The sequence below is a fragment of the Pseudomonas sp. FW305-3-2-15-C-LB1 genome, assembly GCF_058787615.1.
Map to the genome: position 1 here is coordinate 64,949 of NZ_JBYSZX010000006.1, position 25,383 is coordinate 90,331.

General features: G+C 62.9%; 24 protein-coding genes. 11 read left to right on the forward strand and 13 right to left on the reverse strand.

The features are described 5' to 3' along the window. The 5 genes from AC3WP7_RS13695 to AC3WP7_RS13715 are packed head-to-tail and all read right to left on the reverse strand — an operon-like array spanning window position 1 to window position 4,646. A complete protein-coding gene (locus AC3WP7_RS13695) occupies window positions 1-1,032 on the reverse strand; it encodes an ABC transporter ATP-binding protein (RefSeq protein ID WP_071491750.1) in 1,032 nt (343 codons plus the stop codon). Next, entirely contained in the window at window positions 1,029-1,823 is a 795-nt protein-coding gene (locus tag AC3WP7_RS13700; RefSeq protein WP_102593113.1) for an ABC transporter permease, read from the reverse strand. The genes AC3WP7_RS13695 and AC3WP7_RS13700 overlap by 4 nt, the downstream gene beginning before the upstream one ends. Continuing rightward, window positions 1,820-2,638: an ABC transporter permease gene (locus AC3WP7_RS13705; protein WP_102593114.1), complete on the reverse strand. Its 819-nt coding sequence runs from the start codon at window positions 2,636-2,638 to the stop codon at window positions 1,820-1,822. Before AC3WP7_RS13705 ends, AC3WP7_RS13700 begins: the two co-directional genes overlap by 4 nt. Continuing rightward, window positions 2,639-3,643 carry an ABC transporter substrate-binding protein gene (locus AC3WP7_RS13710; RefSeq protein WP_102593115.1) on the reverse strand — a complete coding sequence of 335 codons (1,005 nt, stop codon included), beginning with the start codon at window positions 3,641-3,643 and terminating at the stop codon, window positions 2,639-2,641. After that, window positions 3,627-4,646: a LacI family DNA-binding transcriptional regulator gene (locus AC3WP7_RS13715; protein WP_071491754.1), complete on the reverse strand. Its 1,020-nt coding sequence runs from the start codon at window positions 4,644-4,646 to the stop codon at window positions 3,627-3,629. The genes AC3WP7_RS13710 and AC3WP7_RS13715 overlap by 17 nt, the downstream gene beginning before the upstream one ends. A gap of 333 nt (window positions 4,647-4,979) precedes the next feature. Between AC3WP7_RS13715 and AC3WP7_RS13720 the strand changes: the two genes are divergently transcribed. After that, window positions 4,980-6,077, forward strand: a complete 1,098-nt coding sequence (locus AC3WP7_RS13720) for a carboxynorspermidine decarboxylase (RefSeq protein ID WP_093527775.1) — start codon at window positions 4,980-4,982, stop codon at window positions 6,075-6,077. Window positions 6,078-6,105: 28 nt separating this feature from the next. Beyond that, window positions 6,106-7,350: a saccharopine dehydrogenase family protein gene (locus tag AC3WP7_RS13725; protein WP_093123631.1), complete on the forward strand. Its 1,245-nt coding sequence runs from the start codon at window positions 6,106-6,108 to the stop codon at window positions 7,348-7,350. 121 nt (window positions 7,351-7,471) lie between these two features. Here the strand turns inward: AC3WP7_RS13725 and AC3WP7_RS13730 are convergent, their stop codons facing one another. Further along, entirely contained in the window at window positions 7,472-8,251 is a 780-nt protein-coding gene (locus AC3WP7_RS13730; protein WP_093512708.1) for an IclR family transcriptional regulator, read from the reverse strand. Between the two features lie 215 nt (window positions 8,252-8,466). Between AC3WP7_RS13730 and AC3WP7_RS13735 the strand changes: the two genes are divergently transcribed. The 4 genes from AC3WP7_RS13735 to AC3WP7_RS13750 are packed head-to-tail and all read left to right on the forward strand — an operon-like array spanning window position 8,467 to window position 11,928. After that, on the forward strand, window positions 8,467-9,249 hold the full coding sequence (locus AC3WP7_RS13735; RefSeq protein ID WP_093123635.1) for an ABC transporter substrate-binding protein: 783 nt from the start codon (window positions 8,467-8,469) through the stop codon (window positions 9,247-9,249). After that, complete coding sequence (locus tag AC3WP7_RS13740; protein WP_016977168.1) at window positions 9,246-9,914, forward strand: amino acid ABC transporter permease; 669 nt, start codon at window positions 9,246-9,248, stop codon at window positions 9,912-9,914. The genes AC3WP7_RS13735 and AC3WP7_RS13740 overlap by 4 nt, the downstream gene beginning before the upstream one ends. Next, window positions 9,911-10,663, forward strand: coding sequence for an amino acid ABC transporter ATP-binding protein (locus tag AC3WP7_RS13745; RefSeq protein ID WP_093512712.1), 753 nt, complete (start codon window positions 9,911-9,913; stop codon window positions 10,661-10,663). The genes AC3WP7_RS13740 and AC3WP7_RS13745 overlap by 4 nt, the downstream gene beginning before the upstream one ends. Beyond that, window positions 10,660-11,928, forward strand: coding sequence for an NAD(P)/FAD-dependent oxidoreductase (locus tag AC3WP7_RS13750; RefSeq protein ID WP_102593116.1), 1,269 nt, complete (start codon window positions 10,660-10,662; stop codon window positions 11,926-11,928). Before AC3WP7_RS13745 ends, AC3WP7_RS13750 begins: the two co-directional genes overlap by 4 nt. 213 nt (window positions 11,929-12,141) lie before the next feature. Here AC3WP7_RS13750 and glsB read toward each other — a convergent pair whose 3' ends face one another. Beyond that, window positions 12,142-13,050: a glutaminase B gene (gene glsB, locus AC3WP7_RS13755; RefSeq protein ID WP_071491761.1), complete on the reverse strand. Its 909-nt coding sequence runs from the start codon at window positions 13,048-13,050 to the stop codon at window positions 12,142-12,144. 168 nt (window positions 13,051-13,218) lie between these two features. Continuing rightward, complete coding sequence (locus tag AC3WP7_RS13760; protein WP_058423997.1) at window positions 13,219-13,629, reverse strand: hypothetical protein; 411 nt, start codon at window positions 13,627-13,629, stop codon at window positions 13,219-13,221. Between the two features lie 111 nt (window positions 13,630-13,740). On the opposite strand from AC3WP7_RS13760, the gene AC3WP7_RS13765 reads away from it, so the two are divergent. Continuing rightward, window positions 13,741-14,583 (forward strand): AraC family transcriptional regulator, encoded by an 843-nt coding sequence (locus AC3WP7_RS13765; protein WP_093512716.1) that lies wholly within the window; start codon window positions 13,741-13,743, stop codon window positions 14,581-14,583. A 42-nt stretch (window positions 14,584-14,625) separates the two neighbouring features. Here AC3WP7_RS13765 and AC3WP7_RS13770 read toward each other — a convergent pair whose 3' ends face one another. After that, on the reverse strand, window positions 14,626-15,951 hold the full coding sequence (locus tag AC3WP7_RS13770; protein ID WP_071491764.1) for an LLM class flavin-dependent oxidoreductase: 1,326 nt from the start codon (window positions 15,949-15,951) through the stop codon (window positions 14,626-14,628). Further along, on the reverse strand, window positions 15,948-16,886 hold the full coding sequence (locus AC3WP7_RS13775) for an aliphatic sulfonate ABC transporter substrate-binding protein (RefSeq protein ID WP_102593117.1): 939 nt from the start codon (window positions 16,884-16,886) through the stop codon (window positions 15,948-15,950). The genes AC3WP7_RS13770 and AC3WP7_RS13775 overlap by 4 nt, the downstream gene beginning before the upstream one ends. 245 nt (window positions 16,887-17,131) lie before the next feature. Between AC3WP7_RS13775 and AC3WP7_RS13780 the strand changes: the two genes are divergently transcribed. Further along, entirely contained in the window at window positions 17,132-18,076 is a 945-nt protein-coding gene (locus AC3WP7_RS13780; RefSeq protein WP_102593118.1) for an aliphatic sulfonate ABC transporter substrate-binding protein, read from the forward strand. A gap of 175 nt (window positions 18,077-18,251) precedes the next feature. Here the strand turns inward: AC3WP7_RS13780 and AC3WP7_RS13785 are convergent, their stop codons facing one another. Genes AC3WP7_RS13785 through AC3WP7_RS13795 form a run of 3 tightly spaced genes read right to left on the reverse strand, consistent with a single transcriptional unit; the run spans window position 18,252 to window position 21,491 of the window. Continuing rightward, the gene (locus AC3WP7_RS13785; protein ID WP_102591806.1) at window positions 18,252-19,727 is read right to left on the reverse strand and encodes an FGGY family carbohydrate kinase; all 1,476 of its coding nucleotides are present in this window, start codon (window positions 19,725-19,727) and stop codon (window positions 18,252-18,254) included. Between the two features lie 5 nt (window positions 19,728-19,732). Next, window positions 19,733-20,665 carry a transketolase family protein gene (locus tag AC3WP7_RS13790; RefSeq protein ID WP_092245224.1) on the reverse strand — a complete coding sequence of 311 codons (933 nt, stop codon included), beginning with the start codon at window positions 20,663-20,665 and terminating at the stop codon, window positions 19,733-19,735. Next, window positions 20,655-21,491 (reverse strand): transketolase, encoded by an 837-nt coding sequence (locus tag AC3WP7_RS13795; RefSeq protein ID WP_092245221.1) that lies wholly within the window; start codon window positions 21,489-21,491, stop codon window positions 20,655-20,657. The genes AC3WP7_RS13790 and AC3WP7_RS13795 overlap by 11 nt, the downstream gene beginning before the upstream one ends. Before the next feature lie 362 nt (window positions 21,492-21,853). On the opposite strand from AC3WP7_RS13795, the gene AC3WP7_RS13800 reads away from it, so the two are divergent. The 3 genes from AC3WP7_RS13800 to AC3WP7_RS13810 are packed head-to-tail and all read left to right on the forward strand — an operon-like array spanning window position 21,854 to window position 25,371. Continuing rightward, window positions 21,854-22,861 carry an ABC transporter permease gene (locus tag AC3WP7_RS13800; protein ID WP_071491770.1) on the forward strand — a complete coding sequence of 336 codons (1,008 nt, stop codon included), beginning with the start codon at window positions 21,854-21,856 and terminating at the stop codon, window positions 22,859-22,861. Window positions 22,862-22,911: 50 nt separating this feature from the next. Then, entirely contained in the window at window positions 22,912-23,844 is a 933-nt protein-coding gene (locus tag AC3WP7_RS13805) for a sugar ABC transporter substrate-binding protein (protein WP_102591805.1), read from the forward strand. A gap of 15 nt (window positions 23,845-23,859) precedes the next feature. Then, the gene (locus AC3WP7_RS13810) at window positions 23,860-25,371 is read left to right on the forward strand and encodes a sugar ABC transporter ATP-binding protein (RefSeq protein ID WP_093123681.1); all 1,512 of its coding nucleotides are present in this window, start codon (window positions 23,860-23,862) and stop codon (window positions 25,369-25,371) included. The last annotated feature ends 12 nt before the right edge of the window (window positions 25,372-25,383 follow it).

The window sequence follows — 25,383 nt, forward strand, 5'->3', positions numbered from 1 at the left end:
TCAAGCATTCAGGGTGAACAACATGTGCGGTGCGATCGCCAGGGCAATCGGTGCGCCGACGGCGTACAGCTGGTTGTCGCTGCTGTCGACCAGCAGCGGTTGCGGGCCGCCCACATCCACCAGCAGGCGGCTTTGCGCGCCTTGGAAGAACTGCGCCAGCAGGTGGCCGTGCAAGTGCCCTTCGCTCTCCATCACCCTCAGGTGTTCGGGGCGGCAATAGACGGTGCTGGGCAGGTTGACGTCCTGCCACGGCAACTCGCCGCCACAGACTTTCAAACCATGGGCCGATGGCTCGAGCACGGCAAAGGCATTGAGGTTGCCGACAAAGCCCGCGACGAAGGCATTGGCCGGTTTCTGGTAGATGTCACGCGGACTGGCCAATTGCGCGACACGTCCGTGCTCCATCACCAGGATGCGGTCGCCCAGGGCCATGGCTTCGCCCTGGTCGTGGGTGACGAACACCGAGGTGATGCCCAGGCCGCGCAGCAACTCATTCAGCTCGCTGCGCAGGCGTTCGCGCAGTTGCGCATCCAGGGCGGCCAGCGGTTCGTCCAGCAGCAACACTTTCGGGCGCGGCGCCAACGCACGCGCCAAGGCCACGCGCTGGCGCTGGCCGCCGGAGAGCTCATGGATGCTGCGTTTGCCGTGGTGCTGCAAGCCCACCAGTTCCAGCAACTCGTCGCAGCGCTGGTTACGCTCCACCACCGACATACCGCGAATCTTCAAGCCATAAACGATATTCCCGGCCACATCCAGGTTGGGAAACAGCGCGTAATTCTGGAACACCATGCCCACATCGCGGCGTTCGATGGGCAGGCGCGTCACGTCCTGGTCGCCGAACCACACCTGGCCCACATCCGGGCGTTCGAGGCCGGCGATCAGGCGCAAGGTGGTGGTTTTGCCACAGCCGGACGGACCGAGAATGGCCAGGGTTTCGCCGCCTTCGACGGTCAGGTTCAAGTCATGCACGGCCACAGTGCCGTCGGCGAACGCCTTGCGACAGCCTTGCAGGCGGATAGTGATAGCGGTCATCGACGCTCTCCACGGGACAAACGGGCACTGATGGCCTGCAGCGCAATCAACAGCGGCACGATCATCAGCAAAAAGATAAGGGTGTAGGCGCTGGCGATTTCCAGGCGCGCCGAGGCGTAGCTGTCGGCCAGGCCCACGGGCAAGGTCTTGGTCATCGGCGTGTGGAGCATCCAGGTCAGGTTGAATTCACCCAGGGACAAGGTGACGACCATCAGCACACCGGCCAGGATCCCGGCCCGGCAGTTGGGCACCACCACGCTGAAAAAGCGCTTGATCGGACCGGCCCCCAGGCTGGCCGCCGCTTCTTCCAGCACCGGCAGTTGCTGGCGCTGCATCACCGCCATCACCGGGCGTACCAGGAACGGCAGGGTGAACAGCACATGGCCGACCAGGATGAACAGCCAACTGCTGCGAAAACTGCCGAATTGGCCGTAGGTCAACAGCAAGGCCAACGCACTGGCCAACCCCGGCATGGCCACCGGCAGCACCATCAATTCTTCAAAGGCGCGGCTGAAGCGGTTGTTCATGCGCACCAAGGCGTAGGCCGCCGGCACGCCAATCACGCAGACGCACACCGCGCAGGCCAGCGCCAGTTGCAGCGACAACCACACGGTGGGCGAATATGCCTGCCACACCTGCATCAGCCAATCGAAGGTCAAGCCACTGGACAGACCGACGAAGAAATTGCGGGTCAGCCCGGCCAGCAGCGACATCAGCACCGGCACCAGCATGAAGGCGCACACCACCAGGGTGAACAGCAGTTGCAACACAAACAGCGATGAGCGCTTCACAGCACAGTCCCCGAATTTTTCACCAGCCGTCGCGTGAGCAGCAGCACGGCCCAGGTCACCGCGCCAAGCACCACCGACAGTGCGGCCGCCACGGCGAAGTTGGCGTAGTTGGTGAACACGTTGTAGATGGCCACCGGGGTGACGTTCAGACGCGTGCCCAAGGTAAAGGCGGTGCCGAAGGCGCCCATGGAGGTGGCGAAACAGATCGCCCCGCAGGAGGCCAGCGCCGGCGCCAGGCCTGGCACGATCACATCGCACACTACTCGCCAATGCCCGGCGCCCAGGGAATGGGCGGCTTCTTCCAGGCTGCGGTCGAGGCTCTCGCATGCCGCCATTACCGTGAGGATCACCCGTGGGATCGAGAAATACAGGTAGCCCACGAACAGCCCCGCCAGCGAGTAGGCGAAGATCCAGCGCTCACCGGCCAATTGCAGGCCCAGTGAGGCGAGCAGGCCTTGACGGCCAGCCAGCAGAATCACCAGGAAACCCACCACCACACCGGGAAACGCCAGGGGAAACGTGAGCAATGCCACCAGCGCCGAACGCCCGAAAAACTGCTGCCGGGCGAGGAACACCCCGCTGATGCCGCCGATCAGCAGCGCCACCAGTGTCACCACCACCGCCAGCAGCAGGGTTTGCCCAAGGCTGCCCAGGTACTGCGCACTGCTGAGCACCTGCCAGTAGCCGCTGCCATGGCTGTCGCGGCTCTCGGCGCCGAGCACCATCAGGTGCGCCAGCGGCAGCAGCCAGAACGCGAGCAGCACCGCAAAGGCCGGGGCCAGCGCCCAGACTGCGTGTCTTGCCGATGCGGCCACTTACTTGACCTCGTTCAGGTAACGGGCGGCGAAGGCTTCCTGCACAGCGGCCATTTTTTCGTAGTCCACCACACCGGCACGGGCGTAGTCGCTGTCGGGCAGGAACTGTGCGGCCACCTCCGCCGGCATCTTCATCGGCCGTACCGGGCGCAGGTAGGCTTTGGCCCAGAGCGCCTGGCCTTCGTCCGATAGCACGAAGTCGAGCACCTTTTCTGCGTTGGCGCGGTGCGGCGCGTTGGCCACCAGGCTCATCACGTAGGGCACGCTGATGCTGCCTTCCTGGGGAATCACGAAGGCGACGTTGGCCTTGTCTTTGTAGCGCGCGCGATAGGCGTTGAAGTCGTAGTCCACCAGGATCGGCAACTCGCCGGACAGCACCCGCGCATAGGCGGTCTGCTTGGGCACGATGGGCGCGTTTTTCGCCAGTTTCTGGAAGTAGTCGATGGCCGGCGCGAAATTGTCCAGGTCGCCGCCCATGGCGCGGTTGATGGCCACCGCCGACACGTAGCCGACAAAGGCACTGGACGGGTCGAGGTAACCGACCATGCCTTTGTATTCAGGCTTGAGCAGGTCGGCCCAGCTTTGCGGCACCGGCAGACCACCGAGCGCATCGACGTTGACCATGATGCCCAAGGTGCCGGAGTGAATCGCGAACCAATGGCCGGCCGGGTCTTTCAGCCCGGCGGGAATCTGGTCCCAGGCCTTGGGTTTGTAGGTGCCGACCACCTCGGCTTTTTGCGCCTGCAGGCCGAAGGTCACGCCGTAGTAAACGACGTCGGCCACCGGTGCGGCTTTCTCTGCCACCAACTGCGCCAGGGATTGGCCGGAGTTCTTGTTGTCCAGGGGCACTTGCACGCCGGTGCTGGCGGCCATGGCCTTGAGCTGGGTAGCCCAGTCGGCCCAGTCCGGCGGGCAGTTGTAGCAGATCGCGGTTTCGGCGGCCTGGGCCAGGCTGGCCACACCGCACAGCAGCACGGCTGCCAGGGTTTTACGGAATGCGCGCATCAGGGGTTTCCTCGTGGGGTTGAGTGCTTTCGCCCGGCCGGATATGGCAAGGCAGGCAATGGGACGTCGGGGCATGGCCGGCGATCTGCGCCAGCAGTTGGTCAATCACGGTGCTGGCCAGCAGCGCAATCGGCTGCACCACGCTGCACAGGGTCGGGTGCATCTGGGTGCCGAGGCTGATGCCATCGAAGCCCATCACCGAGAGTTGTTCGGGCACGTTCCAGGCGTTGCGGCGCAGTTCGGCGATCAGGCTGATGGCCAGGAAGTCGTTGGAGCACACCAGTGCGGTGGGTGCATCCTCGCCTTGGAGGAATGGCGCGATGGCGGCGAATTCCGCCTGGGTGTGTGCCGGCATTTCGATGACCGGACGCGCTGGCAAGCCGCATTCGCGCATCGCCTCGCAATACCCGGCGTACCGCAGGCGCGCACGGTCCGACTGCAAGGCGGGACCGGCGACCATGCTGATGCGGCGGTGCCCCGCTTCCAGCAAATAACGCGTGGCCAAGGCCATGCCCGCGCGGTTGTCCACCGACACAGCGCTGTAGCTGGGGTTACTGGGTTGGTGGTAGGCCAGCACAAACGGGGTTTTCTCTGTATTCAGGCTGCTGAGCACGACGTTGCTTTCAGCATCCGTGACCGTCAGCACCAGGCCGTCCACGCGCTGGCGCAGCAATTCTTCCACCACAATGCTTTCGCGCTCGCTGTTGTAGTCGGTAGTCGCCAACAGCAGGCTGTAGCCGCGTGCACGTGCCGCGCGCTCCATGGCCTGGAACTGTTCGGCGAACACCGGGTTGAGCAGGTTGGGCACCACCACGCCGATCAACCGGGTGGTTTGCAGGCGCAATTGGCGGCCCAGCAGATTGGGCCGGAACCCCAACTCACGGGCGGCGGCGAACACCTGCTCACGGGTGGTCGGGCGCACCTGGTCGGGGGAGGCAAAAGTGCGGGCGGCGGTGGCGCGGGATACGCCGGCCAGCCGCGCGACGTCTTTCAGGTCAGTCATTGTCACTCGCTTGAGATCGATCTCATTGGCGAGGACAGTAGCGGCGGAATGTGGCAATTCGGCGGTAGGGTGATGACAGTTTGATGTCGGTGGACCCGATATACAGGGGCCAAACTGTGGGAGGGGGCTTGCCCCGATGGCAGTGGGTCAGTGCTGGATTGGGTGGCTGACACACTGCTATCGGGGGCAAGCCCCCTCCCACATTGGACCGGTGCCCATCCATAGGGTCACAAACCGGACGCAGCAAAATCCGCCCACTAACCTTTCGATTCGATCCAAGTGCGGGCACAATGCGTGTCCTTTTTTGGCAGGCACCGCCGCAGGCTCTCAAAAATGATCAAAACGCCGTACTACCTCATCGATAAACAGAAGCTTCTGGTCAACATGCAGAAGATTGCTTACGTGCGCGAACAGTCCGGCGCCAAGGCTCTGCTGGCGCTCAAGTGCTTTGCCACCTGGTCGGTGTTCGACCTGATGCAGCAATACATGGACGGCACCACCTCGTCGTCGTTGTATGAGCTAAAGCTCGGCCGCCAGAAGTTCGAAGGCGAGGCGCACGCCTACAGCGTGGCCTGGGCCGACGACGAAATCGAAGAGATGCTGGATAACTGCGACAAGATCATCTTCAACTCCATCAGCCAGCTGCAGCGCTTTGCCGAGCGCAGCGAAGGCAAGACCCGCGGCCTGCGCGTCAACCCGCAGGTGAGCAGCTCCGACTACCTGCTGGCCGACCCGGCGCGTCCGTTCAGCCGCCTGGGCGAATGGGACCCGGTGAAGATCGAAGGTGTGATCGAGCAGATCTCTGGCTTCATGTTCCACAACAACTGCGAGAACGGCGACTTCAGCCTGTTCGACAAGATGCTCGGCGTCATCGAAGAACGCTTCGGCGCGCTGCTGCACAAGGTCGAGTGGGTCAGCCTCGGCGGCGGCATCCACTTCACCGGTGAAGACTATGCCGTGGACGCGTTCTGCGCCCGCCTGAAGGCGTTCTCCGAGAAGTACGGCGTGCAGGTGTACTTGGAACCCGGCGAAGCGGCAATCACCAACAGCGCCTCGTTGGAAGTGACCGTGCTCGACACCCTCTACAACGGCAAGCACCTCGCCGTGGTCGACAGCTCCATCGAAGCCCACCTGCTGGACCTGCTGATCTACCGCCTCAACGCCAAGCTGGCGCCAAGCGAGGGCGAACACACCTACATGGTGTGCGGCAAATCCTGCCTGGCCGGGGACATCTTCGGCGAGTATCAATTTGATCGTCCGTTGGCCATCGGCGATCGGCTGTCGTTCATCGACACCGCAGGCTACACCATGGTCAAGAAAAACTGGTTCAACGGCCTGAAAATGCCGTCCATCGTAGTGAAACAACTCGACGGTACAGTCGAGGTGGTTCGTGAATTTGGTTACGACGACTACCTGTCCAGCCTTTCGTAAGCTGGCGGATAAAGGAGAGATAAAGCAATTGAAAAAGAACGTTCTTATCATTGGTGCAGGAGGTGTCGCCAAGGTGGTGGCCCACAAGTGCGCGCAGCACAACGACGAACTCGGTCGTATTGCTATCGCGTCGCGCAACATCTCCAAATGCCAGGCCATCATCGACAGCGTCAAGGCCAAGGGTAGCCTCAAGGTACCCGCCGATATCCAAGCCTTCGCGCTGAACGCCCTGGACGTGGAAGCGACCAAGGCCCTGATCCGCGAGACCGACTCGCAGATCGTCATCAACGTCGGTTCCGCGTTCCTCAACATGTCGGTTTTGCGGGCCTGCATCGACACCGGCGTTGCGTACCTCGACACCGCCATCCACGAAGAGCCGGGCAAGGTCTGCGAGACCCCACCGTGGTACGGCAACTACGAGTGGAACCACCTGGAAGAGTGCAAACAGAAGAACATCACCGCCATCCTTGGCGTGGGCTTCGACCCGGGTGTCGTCAACGCGTACGCCGCGCTGGCGCAGCAACAGCATTTCGACCGCATTGATTCGATCGACATTCTCGACGTCAATGCCGGCTCCCATGGCAAATACTTCGCCACCAATTTCGACCCGGAAATCAACTTCCGCGAGTTCACCGGACAGGTGTGGAGCTGGCAGAACAGCCAGTGGACCAGCAACACCATGTTCGAAGTCAAACGCACCGATGACCTGCCGGTCGTCGGTTCGCAGAACCTCTACCTGACCGGCCACGATGAAGTGCACTCGCTGTCGAAAAACCTCGACGTGCCCAACGTGCGTTTCTGGATGAGCTTCGGCGAACACTACATCAACGTGTTCACCGTGCTGAAAAACCTCGGCCTGCTTTCCGAAAAACCGGTCACCACCGCTGAAGGCCTGGAAGTCGTGCCGCTGAAAGTGGTCAAGGCCGTGCTGCCCGACCCGTCCTCGCTGGCCCCCGGCTACACCGGCAAGACCTGCATCGGCGACCTGGTCAAGGGCACCAAGAACGGCCAGCCCCACGAGATGTTCATCTACAACGTGGCGTGCCATGAAGAAGCCTTTGCCGAGACCGACAGCCAGGGCATCTCCTACACCGCCGGTGTACCACCGGTGGCCGCAGCGCTGCTGGTGGCTCGTGGCGAATGGGATGTGAAGCACATGGCCAACGTCGAGGAACTGCCGGCCGAGCCGTTCCTGAAGGCGCTGGATGTGATGGGCTTGCCGACTCGGATCAAAGACGAGAACGGTGATCGGGCTTGGGATGCGATTGCCTGAATAGGCAGCTGCAAGTGGGAGGGGGCTTGCCCCCGATAGCGGTGGATCAGTCACAGCTGTATTGACTGACCCACTGCAATCGGGGGCAAGCCCCCTCCCACATTGGGTTTCAGGGTGTCTGTTATTCCAGGTTACGGGCCGAGTTGCTCAGTGCCCTTGAGCATTGCAGAAGCGCCGGCGCCAACTGTTTCTCTGCATCCGCCCGAGTCCAGCGGCTGGTCGGCGCCACCACATGCACCGCCGCCACCGGTCGACCATTGGCACCCAGTACCGGCGCGCCGATGGTCATGTCGCCCAGGAACAGTTCCTGGCCATTGACCGCATAGCCCTGCTCACGCACCTGCTGCAACGACGCCATGATTTCGTCGACTTCAGTCAGCGTCTGGCTGGTGTGGGCAATACGCTGACTGTTCTCGATCAACACCAGCGCCTCCTCCTGCGGCAACGCGCTCAAATACGCCCGCCCCGACGCCGTGCAGTACATCGGTACCCGCGAGCCGATCGGCATGTGCACCGGCACAAAGCCCGCGCTGACGAACCGTGCGATGTAGGTCATGTCGTAGCCCGCAGGCTCGGTGAGGCAAGAGGTCTCGCCGGTCAGCCGCGTCAACTCCGACAGGAACGGATTCGCCACCTCGATCAACGAATGCGCATCCAGGTAACTGAAGCCCAGCTCCAGCACCCGGGGTGTGAGTTGGTAATGCCGGGTGCGGGAGTGTTTCCGAAGGTAACCCAGGCTTTCGAGGGTAAACACCATGCGCTGGGCCGAGCTTTTGGTCATGCCGGCGGCCTCGGCCACCTCTGCAAGGCTCATGCTGCGGCGCTGTGCGCTGAATGCCTTGAGCACCGACAGGCCTTTTTCCAGGGATTGGTTGTGCAGACTGTTGCGTTCTTCGGACATGGAGGACTCGCGGTCAGGTCGATCAGGCGTGGTGATATTTCTACCTCAAATCACAGAAACAGACCACTTAATATCGCATATCGATACGAACAGTTCATTTTATCTATTTTCTATAGCGATATTCGATTCCAATCAATCGAAATGGCACAGAGCTTGCGATTTCATCGGCAGCCGCTTGCGGTACTGACTATCTGTTTTCCTTCTGGAGTAACCCGATGAACAGTCTTTCGCCCTTGTTTCGCCGCCTCGCCTTCGGTCTTTGCGCCACGCTGTGCGTCACCGCGGTGCACGCAGAAAGTGCGTCCTCGTACAAAGTCGGTGCAACGGCCAGTGGTTCGCCGTTTACCTTCCTCGACATCAAGAGCAACAGCATCCAGGGCGTGATGGTCGATGTGGCCGAGGCCGTGGGCAAGGCTGGCGGCTTTACCAGCCAGATCGAGCAGACCAACTTCGCTGCGCTGATCCCCTCTCTCACCTCCGGCAAGTTGGATTTTATTTCCGCCGGCATGCTCAAGACCGAAGAGCGCACCAAGGTCGTCGACTTCAGCGCCCCGGTGTACGCCTACGGCGAAGGCCTGATCATCAACGCCGACGACAACACCGCCTACCCTGACCTGATGCCGCTGAAGGATCAGGTGGTCGGCGTACAGGCCGGCACCGTCTTCTATGACCAGTTGAACAAGCTCGGCATCTTCAAGGAAATCCGCACCTACGACTCCATCGGCGAGATGGTCCGCGACCTGTCCCTGGGCCGCATCAAGGCCGCCGTGGGTGACCAGCCGGTGGTCGCCTACCAGATCCGCCAGAAGTTGTTCAAAGGCGTGAAACTCGCCCCTGACTACAAGCCCACCAACGTCGGCCAGGTGTGCCTGGTGGTGCGCAAGGGGGACGCGCAAACCCTGGAGCGCCTGAACACCGCCATTGCCAGCATCAAGGCAGACGGCACCCTCGACAGCATTCTCAAGAAGTGGGGCCTCGATACCCAGGTGCGCCCATGAACCCGGCGGAGTTCCTGCAGAACGCCCAGGACTTTTTGCCGATTCTGCTGCAAGGCGCGTGGGTGACGATCCAGATCACCGTGCTGTCGTTCCTGCTCAGCAGTGCCATCGGCCTGGTGCTGGCGTTGCTCAAGCTGTCGCCGATCCGTGCACTGTCGTGGGCGGCGAGCACCATCATCAATGTGATCCGTGGGCTGCCGATCATCGTGCAGTTGTTCTACATCTACTTCGTGCTGCCGGACATGGGCGTGCACCTCACCGCGTTCTACGCGGGCGTGATCGGCATGGGCATCGCCTACTCGGCGTACCAGGCCGAGAACTTCCGCACCGGCATCATTGCCGTCGAACAGGGCCAGCGTGAAGCCGCCGAAGCACTGGGCATGCGCTCGGCGCTGATGATGCGCCGGGTGATCCTGCCGCAAGCGTTTCGCATCGCCCTGCCGCCGTACGGCAACACGTTGGTAATGATGCTCAAGGACTCGTCGCTGGTGTCCACCATCACCGTCGCGGAGATGACCCGCCAGGGCCAACTGATTGCCTCGTCGACCTTCCAGAACATGACCGTCTACACCCTGGTCGCCCTGCTCTACCTGCTGATGAGCCTGCCGCTGGTGTACGGCCTGCGCCGCATGGAACAACACCTGGGCCGGAGGAAAAAAGCATGATCGAGATTCGCCAACTGCAAAAACATTACGGCAGCCACCGCGTGCTGCACGGCGTAGACCTCGACGTGGCCAAGGGCGAAGTGGTGTGCCTGATCGGCCCCTCGGGTTCGGGAAAATCCACCTTGCTGCGCTGCATCAACGCGCTGGAAGCCTACGACGGCGGCCACATCAACGTGTTCGGCGAAACCGTGCAGCGCGGCAGCAAGAGCGTGCACGCCCTGCGCAGCCGCATGGGCATGGTGTTCCAGCGCTTCAACCTGTTCCCCCATCGCACCGTGCTGGAGAACGTGATGGAAGGCCCGGTGTACGTCAAAGGCGACCCGCCCAGGCAGGCTCGCGAAGAAGCCCTGGTGCTGCTGGAAAAAGTCGGCCTGAGCGCCAAGGCCGAGGCCTACCCGGAGCAGCTCTCCGGCGGCCAGCAACAACGCGTGGCCATCGCCCGTGCCCTGGCGATGAAACCCGAAGCCATGCTGTTCGATGAGCCCACCTCGGCCCTCGACCCGGAACTGGTCGGTGATGTGCTGGCGGTGATGCGCACCCTGGCCGATGAGGGCATGACCATGATCGTCGTCACTCACGAAATGGGCTTTGCCCGCGAAGTGGCCGACCGTGTGTGCTTCCTGCATGGCGGCTACATCGTCGAAAGCGGGCCGGCCGAACAGGTGCTGGGCAACCCGCAGCATGCGCGGACCCAGGACTTCCTGCGGCGCGTGCTGCACCCTACCGGTAACACGCGGAGCCTGTCATGAAGTCATTGTGGTCAGCGACTGCGCCCTCAGTGGTGCCGACGCCTGCGTTGAGCGAGTCGGTGAAGGTGGGCGTGGCGATTGTCGGCGCCGGGTATACCGGCTTGTCGACGGCGCTGCATTTGGCCGAGCGCGGCGTCAGCGTGTGCGTACTGGAGGCCAACGAGCCGGGCTGGGGCGCATCCGGACGCAACGGTGGGCAAGTCAACCCGACGCTCAAATACGACCCGCAGCAACTGGTGCAGATGTACGGAGCGGAGCGCGCCGAACCGTTGATCTCGACTGTATCGAACTCGGCCGACCTGGTGTTCAAGCTGATCGAAAAACACGGCATCGATTGCGCGCCGGTACGCAAAGGCTGGATGCAAGTGTCGTACAGCGAAAAAGGCGTCGCCGGGTTGCACGCACGGGCAGATCAATGGGCCAGGCGCGGTGTACCCGTGCAGCGGCTGGATGCCGCAGCGGTGGCTTCGCGCATGGGCAGTGAGGCGTTTGCCGGTGGCTGGCTGGACGGTCGCGCCGGGGCGATTCAGCCTTTGGCCTATGCCCGTGGGCTGGTGGGCGCGGCGTTGGTGGCGGGTGTGCGGATCCATGGGCAGAGCGCGGTGACCGGGTTGCAGCGCCAGGGTTGCGGCTGGCAATTGCAGACGGCTGGCGGTGCGCAGGTCACGGCCGATCAAGTGGTGTTGGCCACCAACGGCTACAGCGGCAACCTGTGGCCGGGCATGGCGCAGAGCATCCTGGCGGCGAACAGTTTTATCGTCGCCACCAAACCCTTGAGCGGGCGAGCGGCGGACAGCATCTTGCCGGGGCAGGAAACCGTCTCCACCGCACAACGGCTGCTGCTGTACTTTCGCAAAGACAGCCATGGCCGCTTGCTGATGGGCGGACGCGGGCTGTTCAACGACCCCACGTCACCCACGGATTTCGCCCACCTGGAACGCTCGCTGGCGCTGCTGTTTCCGCAATTGGGGCCACTGGAATTCGAATATCGCTGGGCGGGCCGTATTGCGATCACGCGGGACTTCATGCCCCATGTGCACCAGCCCGCGCCAGGGTTGACGTTGGCACTGGGCTGCAATGGCCGTGGCATCGCACTGTGTACCAGCCTGGGGCAGCAATTGGCGGGGCGGTTGTGCGACAGCACGGCGGAGTTCGCCTACCCGGTAACGCCGTTGCAGCGCTTGCCGATGCATGGGTTGCAGCGGTTTTACATAGGGGCCGGGGTGGCGTGGTACAGCTTGCTGGATCGGCTCAATGTGAGCTGAACAGAGCCCTCACTCACACCACTCCCCATGTGAGAGTGGGCTTGCCCGCGACAGCGGTGTGTCAGCCGCTGGATGTGCTGGCTGATGTACCGCCATCGCAGGCAAGCCAGCTCCCACACTGGATCTCCTTTTCTGGGAGAACCTATTGCACGCGTAAAGCGATTAATACTCTCAATCGCCAACGGCGATCGCTCCCATGAACGGGGCGCACCCTCAAAACACCGACCACCCAATCCGCTCACTCAACAATTCCAACGCCTTCATCCCCGCCAGCGAGTTCCCCGCCGTATTCAACTCCGGCGACCACACGCACACCGTAAATTGCCCCGGCACCACCGCGACAATCCCGCCGCCCACCCCGCTCTTGCCCGGCAACCCCACGCGATAGGCAAAATTGCCTGCCTCGTCGTACAGCCCGCTGGTGGCCATGATCGAGTTGACCTGCTTGGTCTGGCGCGCCGTTAAAATCTGTTCGCCGCTGTGGGCACTCGTGCCTTCATTGGCCAGGAAGCTGAATGCCTTGGCCAAGTCCAGGCAGCTCATCTGCAAGGCGCAGTAGTTGAAGTAGCTGTGCAGCACCGCGTCCACGTCGTTGTGGAAGTTGCCAAAGGATTTCATCAGGTAGGCCATGGCGGCGTTGCGGGCACCGTGCTGGGCCTCGGATTCGGCGACGACGCTGTTGACCAGGATCTGCGGGTTGCCCGACAGGCGCCGGACGAAATCGCGCATCGACAAGATCGGCACGGCGAAGCGCGATTGGTTGATGTCGCAGATCACCAGCGCACCGGCGTTGATGAACGGATTACGCGGGCGGCCACGTTCGAACTCCAGCTGCACCATGGAGTTGAACGGCTGCCCGGAAGGCTCATGGCCCAGGCGTTCCCAGATGGTTTCGCCACCATGGTCGATGGCCTGCACCAGGCTGAACACCTTGGAAATGCTCTGCACCGAGAACAGCGTGTCGGCGTCACCGGCGCAATAGGCCGAGCCGTCGTTGCCGTACACGGCGATGCCCAATTGGTTGGCAGGCACATCGGCCAATGCCGGGATGTAATCGGCGACTTTGCCGAGGCCGATCAGGGGGCGCACTTCGTCGAGGATCGACTCCAGCAGCGCCTGCATGTCTTGTCCAGTCATCTGTCTTTGAATCGGTGGTAAGCGGGGCGCGGAGGATACCTGAAACACGCAGGTCAAGCTTCATCAGGGGCGCTTCGCACCCCAACGCGGGACAAGCCCGCTCGCCACAGAGGGAGTGGGGACTCCCTCGCCACAGCTCGATGTTGCGTGCGTTCAAAAGTGCGCCACATCCGACACCCGCTCATCCAGCACATCCCGCGCCAGCGCCCAGGCCCGGTCCCTGGATTCCACCACCAGCAGCGGATAGCCCCAGGCCTTGCCGAACATCGCGGCAAACGGCTTGAGTGCCAGGCGCTGCGCGGCACTGGGTTCCACCTGGATCATACCTTTGACATAGGTGCGCAGCGCCTGCTTGTTTTTCTTCATCCAGATCGACGCTTGCTTGCGCTCCTCATGGGAGTGTTCGTGATTGTTCTCGTCCACGGATTTTTCGTGCAGCAGCAGGAACGGTTGCTGGCGGGCCAGCAGGCTTTCGAACACGGCGAAGGCATCCTCCGGCCCACCTTCATTGGGCGCATCAAAGACGATTTTCACCACCGGGAATGTTGAACTGTCGAGTCGCATGGCCGAGCTCCTTGTTGAGAACTGATCTCACTATAGGGCTCAAGCCGCTGGACGGCATTGCACAGAATAGCCAGACTGTTTCGCAATTCAGCCAACCTGCGATCCCTTTTCATGAAACATCATCGCCTCGAAATGCACGATCCGTCACTGTCCAGAGACGCCGACGTATTCCCCCGCGCCGTAGTGGCCGTAGGGGCCACCGCCACGTCGGATACCTGGGAACATACCCAGCATGCCCATCGCAAGGGCCAACTGATGTACACCTTGCGCGGGGTCATCCATTGCGAGATTGAGGCCGGTATCTGGATCGTGCCGCCGCAATGCGCGCTGTGGATTCCCGGCGGAACGCCTCACGCAGCACGGGGGGCTGGCGCTGCGGAAGTCTATTGCCTGCTGATCGACCCCGATGCCGCCTGCGCCCTGCCCCGGCAATGCTGCACGCTGGCGGTGTCGGCCCTGCTGCATGAGCTGATCAGCAAGGCGGTGAGTTTCCCGCAGCTGTATGACGAGCACGGCGCCCAGGGCCGTTTGATCAGTACCTTGCTGGATGAATTGGCCGTCGCGCCTGTTGAAGCCCTGCACCTGCCCATGCCACAAGATCCGCGCCTGCGTCGCCTGGCCGACAGCCTGCTGGCTGAACCGGCGGACAAGTCCACCCTCGGTCAGTGGGCGGTGCGCATCGGCATGAGCGAACGCAGCATGACGCGCCTGCTGCTGGAGGAACTGGGCCTGAGTTTTGGCCGTTGGCGCCGGCAGTTGCATGTAATCCTGTCACTGCAACGCCTGGCCAGGGGTGAGAGCGTGCAACGCGTGGCCCTGGACCTGGGCTATGAGAACGCCAGCGGTTTTATCACCATGTTCCGCAAGACGGTAGGCCAGCCGCCGGCGCGTTACCTGGCGGACCGCGCCGGGGCATTGAGCTCGCTGGCCCCGGCGACGATTGCGCTGAACTGAAGGGGCTGGCTACCCGGATCTGCAGGCCTGCTCGCCACACAGTCAACTGTCCAGATCAGCCAAGCCCAAATGCTCACGCAACGTCGCCCCTTCATACGCGGTGCGGAACAGCCCCTTGCGCTGCAAATGCGGAATCACGCTCTCGACAAACTCCGTGAACGAGCCCGGCAAATACCCCGGAGAGATCACAAACCCGTCGCAACCGCCCTGCTCGAACAGCTCGGCCAGTTGATCGGCAATCTGCGCGCCGGTACCCACCAATTGCGGCACGCGCACGCTGCTGGCGAAGATGCGCCCGAGTTGTTCCAGGGTGGTTTGCGGGCCTTGCATCAATAGCTTTTCCGCCGCAGCCGGGTGGATCAGCGGCGACTGGGCGATCTCGGCCAGTGTCGCCGAAAGCGGGAATGGCGACAGGTCCACATTCAACTGCGAAGCCAGTGTCACCAGTCCCAGTTCCGGACGGGCCAGCGCATTGTGCCGATCGCGCTTGGCGCGGGCCTCGGCCTCGCTGCCACCCATGAACGGCATCACCGCCGTCAGCACTTTGCAGCTGTCGGCGTCACGCCCCTGCTGCACCACCTGGGCACGCACGTCATCGCGGAACGCACGCATGGCCGCCAAGTGCGGATGGATAGTGAAGATCGCCTCGGCCCAACGCGCACCGAAGCGCCGACCACGCCCGGAAGAGCCGGCCTGGATCAGTACCGGTCGGCCCTGGGGCGTGCGCGGGATATTCAGCGGGCCTTCCACCCTGAACCACTCGCCCTGGTGCTGCACCGAACGGATCAATCCAGGGTCTGCCAGCACGCCGCTTTCGCGGTTCAGTTTCAGCGCGTCCTTGCCCCAGCTGTTCCACAGTTTCAGCGCAACTTCGACAAACTCATCGGCGCGGTCGTAGCGCAGGTCGTGCTCCAGGTGCTTGTCCTTGCCGAACAGGCGACCCTCGCTGTCGTTCATCGAGGTGACGATGTTCCACGCCGCGCGGCCCCTGGACAGGTGGTCGAGGGTGGCGAATTCACGGGCGATGTGCGCCGGTTCGTAATAGGTGGTGGACCGCGTTGCGCCCAGGCCCAGCCTGCTGGTCTTGCCGACCAGGTAAGACAGGATCGGCAACGGGTCCAGACGCGTGGCGTCCTGGGCGCCGTAGCGCAAGGCCAACTCGCGCGAGCCGCCCATCTGGTCGCCCACGGCCAGGCGGTCGGCGAAGAACAGGAAGTCGAACAGCCCCTCTTCCACCACCTTGGCGACCCGCGCGTAGTACTCGGGGTCGAGGTAATTGCCGACGGTTTCAGGGTGGCGCCACACCGCGTGGCTGTGCACCACGGGCCCACTCAACAGGAACGCGGATAAATGGATCTGGCGGCTCATGGCTTGGGCGTCCACACGCTAATGGCGCTGACCTGCAACGGCTTGGGAATCAGCTTGGCGGCGTAATAGGTGTCGGCGATGCGCTGTTGCTCGGCGAGGTTGTCCAGCTTGACCGGGATGATGTCGTAGCTGCGGCGGCTATTGGCGCGCTCGACCGTGGCCGGGGCGATATTGCCCCACAGCGGGCCAAGGATGGCGGCGGCTTCCTTGGGATGGGCCTTCACCCATTGGCCGGTCTCGCGCAGGGTGTCGAAGGTCACCTGCAACACGTCCGGGTGGGCCTTGGCGAACGTCGTCGTCGCCAGATAGAAACGGTTGTAGTCGGCCAGGCCGTCCTTGCCGTCGGCGATTACCCGCACATGGTGATCCAACTGTTGGGTGGCGAAGAACGGGTCCCAGATCACCCACGCGTCGACACTGCCATTAGCGAAGGCCGCGCCGCCATCCGGGGCTTCCAGGTAACGCGGGGTGATATCGGCCAGGGTCAGCCCGGCCTTTTTCAGCGCCGAGATCAGCAGGTAGTTGCTGCCCGAGCCCTTGGACACGGCAACGGTCTTGCCCTTGAGGTCGGCGATGCTGTGGATCGGCGACGAGTCCTGAACGATGATCGCCTGGGCGCCCGGCGATGCGTTTTCCTGGGCGTAATAGGTCAGCGGTGCATCGGCGGCCTGGGTAAACAGCGCGAATGCGTCAGCCACATCGGCGTGCAGGTCGACGCTGCCGGCATTCAGCGAGCTGAGCAGGCCGGTGCTGAATTCATGCCAGTTCACCGTGAAGCCCAGGGGCTTGAGGCGCTGTTCCAACTGGCCATTTTGCTTGAGCAGGATCCACAGGGTGGATGAGCGCTGGTAGCTGATATCCAGGGTTTGCTCGGCCTGGGCCGCCGTGGCGGCGAACAGCAGGCTGGCGGCGACGATTAGTTTTTTGAACGTCATGGGAGGCCTTGGCGAGGAAGAAATGAAGGGCGCTGCTTATGCCAAAAAACCGCGTCAGGCCTGGCAATAAAGCTTGTTCGATTATATTAACGATGAGCAATGATGAAAGAATCTTATAATTCTATGGTTATGCCCAATTCATAGGCGGCAGGGAAAAGCGTCCTAAGCTCAGATCGAAAGAGTATTTAACGAATAGTTTTTAGAACTTTAAGCTCAGGCCTATTTCGTCACAGATCGAGCTCGCCATGTCCCTACGTCACCCCTTCGCCGCACTCCTCGGCTTGCTGGCTCTGTCCGTCGCCATCAGCGCGCAGGCCCAGGAAACCGTACGCATCGGTTACCAGAAGTCCTCGACCCTGATCACGCTGCTGAAAACCCAGGGCACCCTGGAAAAAGCCCTCAAGGCCGACAACATCAACGTGAGCTGGCACGAGTTCCCCAGCGGCCTGCCGCTGCTCGAAGCACTGAACGTGGGCAATGTGGATATCAGCGCCGACGTGGCCGACACCGTGCCGATCTTCGCCCAGGCGGCCCAGGCCAAACTCACCTACTTCGCCCAGGAAGCGCCCTCGCCCGCGGCCCAGGCCATCGTGGTACGCAAGGACTCGCCGATCCAGAACCTGGCGGACCTCAAGGGCAAGAAGATCGCCGTGACCAAGGCCGCTGGCACCCACTACTTGCTGATCGCCGCACTGGCCAAGGCGGGGCTGGCCTTTTCGGATATCGAACCGGCCTACCTGTCACCCGCCGACGGTCGCGCGGCGTTCGAGAACAACAAGGTGGACGCCTGGGTTACCTGGGAACCCTTCCTGACCAGCGTGCAGCGCCAATTGCCCACACGCACCCTGGCGGACGGCGCAGGGCTGGCCAGCTACAAGCGTTACTACCTGACCGGTACGCCGTACGCCAAGGCGCACCCGGAAGTATTGAGGGTGGTGTACGAGCAGTTGGAAAAAGCCGGGCAGTGGGTGAAAACCCACCCCCAAGATGCAGCCAAGGTACTGGGGCCGTTGTGGGGCAACCTGGATGTAGCGACGGTTGAAGCAGCCAATGCGCACCGCAGCTACCTGGTGCAGCCGGTGACGCTCGATCAGTTGGGCGAACAGCAAAAAATCGCCGATGCGTTCTTCAAGGCGGGGTTATTGCCCAAGGCGGTGGATGCCAAGGATGTACAGACCTGGAAACCTTGAGGGCGTAACAGGGAATACTGCAACTGTGGCGAGCGGGCTTGCCCCGCGTTGGGTTGCGAAGCGACCCTGGAAGGAGGAATGCGGTGAGTCAGGCACTCTTCGGCCGCTGGTGTGGGGGCTGCTTCGCAGCCCGACGCGGGGCAAGCCCGCTCGCCACAGATTTGGATCACGATGGTCACAACAGGGTGCGGGCCAGGGCCTTTTTCCATTCGGTGTAACGCCCCGCCATCGCGGGATCATCCTGCGGCTCAAACCGCTCCCGCTGCCGCTCCAGCGCACCCAGCGCTGCATCATTCGCCCATAAGCCCAACGCCCTCCCCGCCAGGTGCGCCGCGCCCAGTGCCGAGACTTCGGGTGACAGGCTGCGCACCACCGGGCGTTGCAGCAGGTTGGCGAGGAACTGCATCAGCCAACGGTTGCGCGTCGCACCGCCGTCCACCCACAGCTCTTTCAACGGGCTGCCGATGTCCTGCTGCATGGCCTCGAACACATCGCGGATCTGATAACCGATGGACTCCAGCGACGCCCGCAGGATATGCGCACCAGAGGTGGCCTCGGTCAGCCCACAGATCAGACCCCGTGCATCGGCCTTCCAGTGGGGCGCGCCCAGCCCGGACAACGCCGGCACGAAATACACGCCGCCGTTATCCGACAGTTGCGCCGCCTGTTCGGTGAGGGCATCGAGGGATTCCCCCGCCACCAGGCGCGAGGCCCACTGCACGGCGGCGCCGGTATGGACGATGTTGCCTTCCATGCCGAACGTCGGTTGACCACCATCGTGCCAGGCCAGGGTGGTGGACAAGCCGTGAGTCGAGGCAATCGGGCCGCCCATGGGCGTCATCAACGACGACCCGGTGCCCAGTGTCGCTTTCACCAGCCCCGGCGCAAAGCCGCCCTGCCCGTACAGCGCGGCATGGGAGTCGCCAATCATCGACATTACCGGGATGCCGGCGGGCAACCCGCCCGCCGCAACGGTTTCGGCAAAAAAGCCTGCACTGGGCTGGATGGGGGCCAATGCGGCCAATGGAATCTTGAACAGCGCCAGCAGCGCCGGGTCCCAGGCACAGGTGTGCAGGTTGAACAGTTGCGTGCGGGCGGCATTCGAGTAGTCGGTGGCGAACGCCTGGCCGCCGCTGAGTTTCCACAGCAACCAGCTGTCCACCGTGCCCAGGCAGATATCACCGGCAGCGGCGCGTGCGTGGCCATCCTCAAGGTGGTCGAGAATCCAGCGGAACTTGCCGGCCGAGAACATCGGGTCCAAGGCCAACCCAGTTTTTTCCAGGATCAGCGCTTCATGCCCCTGCTCATGCAACTGGGCACACAACGCGGTGGAGCGCCGGCATTGCCAACTGATGCACGGCGACAGCGCTTCGCCGGTATGCCGGTCCCAGGCCACCACCGATTCTCGCTGGTTGCTGATGGCCAGCGCGGTGATCGGCCGGTCCACCTGGGCCAGGCACTCCTCAATGGCGGCCAGGGTGCTGTGCCAGATCAGCAGCGGGTCCTGCTCGGAAAACCCCGGCTGCGGATGGGTAATGCTCAGCGGCCGCGAGCCCCGCGCAATCACCTGTCCGCGCTCGTTGACCAGCACCGCCTTGGCGTTGCTGGTGCCTTCATCTATCGCCAGGATCAGCGGCGTATTGTCTGTCATCGCATTCACCGCAACCGAGTGGCAGCCGCCACAATCCCAGCCGCGTCGATGTTATGCAAGGCGCGGGTCGGTTCGCGGGCGCCGGCGGCGGCATATTCACCATCACCGATGCCCAGGCGCACCAGGGCAATCCCCAGCCCGGCTTCGGCCAGCACTTCGGCCACCAGGCTGCCGACGCCACCGTTGATGTTGTGCTCTTCGACCGTGATGACCGCCCGCGTGCCTCGCAGGGCGCTGAGCAACACGTCACGCTGCAATGGCCGGATCGACGACAGGTTGATCACCTGCGCCTGGATACCCTGCTCCGCCAGCACCCGTGCCGCATCCAGCGCTTCATGCACCACCGAGCCCAGGGCGACGATGCTCACGTCCGCGCCCTGGCGCAGGATATCCACCTGCCCTGGGGCAAATTGATAGTCGCCCGTGTGCAGGTCCGGCAACGCTTTGCCGTCAAGCCGGATATACACCGGGCCGTGGTAGCGCAGCGCGTAGTCGACGATCTGCCGGCATTCAAGCGCGTCGGCCGGAGCAAAGATCTGCACGTTGCCAAAGCCGCGCATTACCGAAATATCGTCGAGGCTGTGGTGCGTGCTGGCCAACGGGCCGTAACTGGCACCGGCATTCAGGCCGAACATCTTCACGTTGGCCTGGTTGTAGCAGACGTCGACTTTGATCTGCTCATTGGCCCGCGAAATCAGGAATGGCGCTGCGTTGCAGGTCGCAGCGATCTTGCCGCCCAGGGCCAGGCCCGCCGCGACGCTGACCAGCGACTGCTCGGCAATCCCCACATTGATCAGACGCTCGGGAAAGCGCTGCACAAACGGCCCGATCTTGGCCGTGGAGGTGGAATCGCTGACCACCGGCACCACGTCCAGCCCGGCATCGACGGCGGCAATAAAGGCTTCCACCATGACGCTCGCCAGATGTTCACTCGCCATGATTCAACTCCTCCAGTGCCGCGTTGATTTCATCACCCTTGGGCACGCGGTGGTGCCATTCGGGACGGGCTTCGATAAACGACACGCCCTTGCCTTTGATGGTGTGGGCGATCAGCACCTGGGGCGCGCCGGTCTTGGCCTGCATGCTTTCCAGGGCTTCGATCAACTGGCCCGCGTCGTTGCCGTCGCACTCGCTGACACGAAAACCGAAGGCCGCCCATTTCACGTCCAGCGGGTCCAGCGGCATGATGTCCGCCGTCAGGCCCGCCAGTTGCAGCTTGTTCTTGTCGACGATCACGAACAGGTTATCCAGGCCGTATTTGGCCGCCGCCATCGCCGCTTCCCAGTTGGAGCCTTCAGCCAATTCACCGTCGCCGGTCAGCACATAGATGCGTTTTTTGCTGCCGGACATCTTCGCCGCCAGCGCCAGCCCCACCGCCACCGGCAGGCCGTGGCCGAGGGCGCCGGTGTTCAGTTCGATGCCAGGGGTTTTCTGCCGCACCGGGTGACCCGGCAGGTGGGAGTTGAAGTGCTGGTAGGTGGGCAGCCAGTCGACGGGGATGTAGCCCGCCTGCGCCAGGCAGCAATACAAACCACCGACACCGTGGCCCTTGCTCTGGATATAGATATCGCGCTCAGGGTCTTCAGTGCGTTCCGGCCCGGTATTGAGAATGCGGAAATACAGGGTGGCAAGAATATCGGTTTCCGAGAGATCGGCCCCGGTGTGGCCGCCGGCCGGTGAGTCGGCATTCAGGCGGATCACATGGCGCCGGATCAGGCGGGCCTGTTCTTTGATCTGGTGGGCGTCGTACTGGAAGGCATTCATGCAGCGGCTCCTTTGAGGCTGACCACGCGGGGTAAAAGTGTGCAAAGCTGTATTTGAATATTTATTCAGCAGTGACAATATATTTCTATTTAGACGCCGAACGCTCGACAGGTCAAGTGAATGACCGGTGGAAAAATCAAATAAAACCTGGAAATGTCCCTCGGACAAACGGCCGAAATCCCACACGCGCGTATCTATCCCGTGGCTTTGCGCCGGATGAAAGTCGCGATCCAGAGGCCTGTTGAAAAAATTAAGCGCTTGACATTGCCACGGTGGCACTGGAATCTGAATTAACAGTCAAGCACGCATAAATATTCAGCGCACTTGAAAGCACTCCAAAAAAAATAAATCAGGAGAACACTGTGGACGCCAAAGCTACTGTCCAGCATCCGGCCGAACTCAAGCCGCCCCACCGCCCCCGGTTGGTGAAACTGCTTCCCAGCAATATCGGCGGCCCGCTGATCGGCCTGGTGTTGCTGGTGCTGGTCTTCTCCTTCAGTTCCGAATTCTTCTTCTCGCTGCGCAATGGCCTGAACATTCTTGATCAGGTCACGGTGCTGGGCATCCTCGCAATTGGCATGACCGCCGTGATCGTGATCGGCGGCATCGACCTGTCGGTGGGGTCGGTGCTGGCCTTCTCGATGATGATGCTCGGCTGGCTGTACCAGGACCAGGCGGTGCCACTGGGGTTTGCGATCCCGATCTCGATAGCCAGCGGCATGCTCGCCGGGCTGGTGTCCGGCGCCTTGATCACCTATGCCAAGCTGCCGCCGTTCATTGCCACGCTGACCATGATGTCGGTGGCCCGTGGCCTGGCGAACATCCTCACCGAAGGCCGGCAGATCGTCGGTTATCCGGACTGGTTCACCAGCCTGGCCACGGTGCGTCACTTCGGCTTTCTCTCGGCAACCGTCGGGCTGTTCCTGGTGATGCTGGTGGTGGCCTGGGTGTTCCTGCGCTTTCGCGCCGGCGGCCGTAACCTGTACGCCATGGGCGGCAGCCCGGAGGTGGCGCGCCTGTCCGGCATCAAGGTGCGGGCGATCACCCTGTGGGTATACGCCATCAGCGGTGCGCTGGCCGGCATCGCCGCCGTGACCCTGGCCGCGCGCCTGGACTCGTCCCAACCCAGCGCCGGCCTGAGCCTGGAACTGGACGCCATCGCCGCCGTAGTAATTGGCGGCGCCAGCCTCAGCGGTGGCGTCGGCAGCATCGGCGGCACCCTGGTCGGTGTGCTGATCATTGGCGTGCTGCGCAATGGCCTCAACCTGCTGGGCGTTTCGCCCTTCATTCAGCAAGTGGTGATCGGCGTGGTCATCGCCCTCGCCGTGACCATCGACACCCTGCGACGCCGCTCCAGCACTGCCCGTTAAACCTGTTCGACAGTTGACACCCTCCAACAATAAAACCAGGAGTCACCGACATGTTCAGCCCCAAGAAACTGCTGTTGGCCACCGCCCTCGCGGCTGCCACCCTCACCGCTGCCGGCACCACCTGGGCCAAGGACCTGACCATCGGCCTGGCCGTGGCCAACCTGCAGGCCGACTTCTTCAACCAGATCAAGCAATCGGTGGAAGCCGAGGGCAAGGCCAAGGGCATCAAGGTGATCACCGTGGATGCCCAGGGCAACTCCTCCACCCAGGTCAGCCAGATTGAAGACCTGATCACCCGCCAGATCGATGTGCTGATCTATATCCCTGCTGGTGCCACTGCCGCCGGCGTCCCGGTAAAAGCCGCCAAGGCCGCCGGCATCCCGGTGATCGCCGTGGACCGCAACGCACCCGATGCACCGGGTGACACCTTTATCGCCAGCGACAGCGTCGCCGGGGCCAAGACCCTGGCCGAATACGTCGGCAAGATCACCGATGGCAAGGGTCGCATCGCGATCCTGCAAGGCCAGCTCGGCACCACCCCCGAGAACGATCGCGCCAAGGGTTTCGAAGAAGGCTTGAAAGCTTTCCCGGACCTCAAGGTCGTCGCCCAGCAACCCGCCGAGTGGGCCCAGGACAAAGGCTTCGCCGTGGCCCAGGACCTGCTCCAGCGTGACCCGAACATCACCGTGTTTTTCGGCCGTGCCGATGCCATGGCCTTGGGCGCTGCCCAGGCGGTGAAGGTCGGCAACCTCGACTACAAGGTCGTGGTGGTCGGTTTCGACGGTGACGTCGCCGGGCTCAAGGCCGTGGAAAGTGGCGTGCTGAATGCAACCATGACCCAGCAGACCCAGAAGATGGGCCGCCTGGCCGTGGCATCGGCCATCGACCTGAACGCCGGCAAGGCCGTGCCCAAGGAGCAACTGTTGCCCACTGTGCTGACCACCAAAGAAAACGTCGCGCCGTTCCTGCAACAGCACCCGTAAGCCTTGGAGGTCGTCATGCAAGCAGCAGCCCTGGACACCGCCCACGCCGACGCGGTGCTGTGCCTGCGCAATATCGGCAAGGCCTATGGGCCGGTGCAGGTACTGTCGCAGGTCAATGTGGACATCCGCCCCGGCGAAGTGCTGGCCCTGCTCGGTGAGAACGGTGCGGGCAAGTCGACCTTGTCGTCGATCATCGCCGGGCTGGTACAGCCTGAAGCCGGGGGCAGCATGACCTGGCGCGGCGCGCCTTACGCGCCCGCCTCGCCCGGTGCGGCGCTGGGCGCCGGGATCGGTCTGATCCACCAGGAAATCCGCCTGCTGCCGCAATTGTCGATCGCCGAGAATATCTTCGTCGGTCGCCTGCCCATGCGTCATGGCCGGGTGGACCGCGCGTACATGGAGGCCCAGGCGCAGATCCAGCTGGAGCGCCTGGGGCTCAAAGTGCCGGCATCGCGCAAGGTCGAAGGGCTGAGCGTGGCGGCCCAGCAATTGGTGGAAATCGCCAAGGCGCTGACCCTCAAGGCCAGCCTGTTGATTCTGGATGAACCCACTGCGGCATTGGGCGGCGAAGAAACCGAGTTGCTGTTCAAACAGGTGGAACGGCTCAAGGCCGAGGGCGTGTCGTTTATCTATATCAGCCACCGCCTGGAAGAAATCGCACGCATCGCCGACCGTGTGCTGGTACTGCGCGACGGACGCCAGATCGCCTTGCACGCCACCGCCCAGGTGCCGGTGCGCGAACTGGTGGAACAGATGGTCGGGCGCAGCCTGGAGCGGATTTTCCCCGCCCTTCAAGCGCCACAGGATCGCGTGATGTTGCAGGTCAAGGACCTCGGCTGCCGCGAATTTGCCTTGCACGGCATAGACTTCAGCGTGCGCGCCGGCGAAGTGTTCGGCATTGCCGGCGTGGTCGGCGCCGGGCGGACCGAACTGGTGCGCACTATTGCCGGCGCAGCACAGGATGTCCAAGGCCACCTGGTACTCGACGGTCAAGTACGCCAGCTGCGCTCGCCCTTCGAGGCGATCCAGGCCGGCGTGGTGCTGGTGCCCGAGGACCGCAAGCAGCAAGGCGTGGTGGTGGAACACCGCATCGAAGACAACCTGATCTACGGCAACACCGACCTGCTGGACAAGCGCGGCTGGGTATTCCCTGCCCCGCTGCGCGAATTCGCCCGCACGGCGGTGGCCAGGCTGGGGGTGAAAGGTGCGCCGCAGTCGCGCATCTCCAGTTTGTCCGGCGGTAACCAGCAGAAGGTGATCATCGCCAAATGGCTGGCGCGCAACCCCAAGGTCTTCATCCTGGATGAACCGACCCGCGGCATCGACGTGGGTGCGCGGGCGGCGATCTATGAAGTGATCGCGGACCTGGCGGCCAAAGGCATGGCGGTGATTGTGGTGAGCTCGGATCTGGATGAGGTGCTTGGTTTGTCGCACCGCGTCCTGGTCATGAGCCGGGGCCGGCAGATGGGGATTCTGGAACGTGGCGAGGCCACCCCCGTGTCGGTGATGGAAATGGCGACTGCCTGACCCACAAACAAT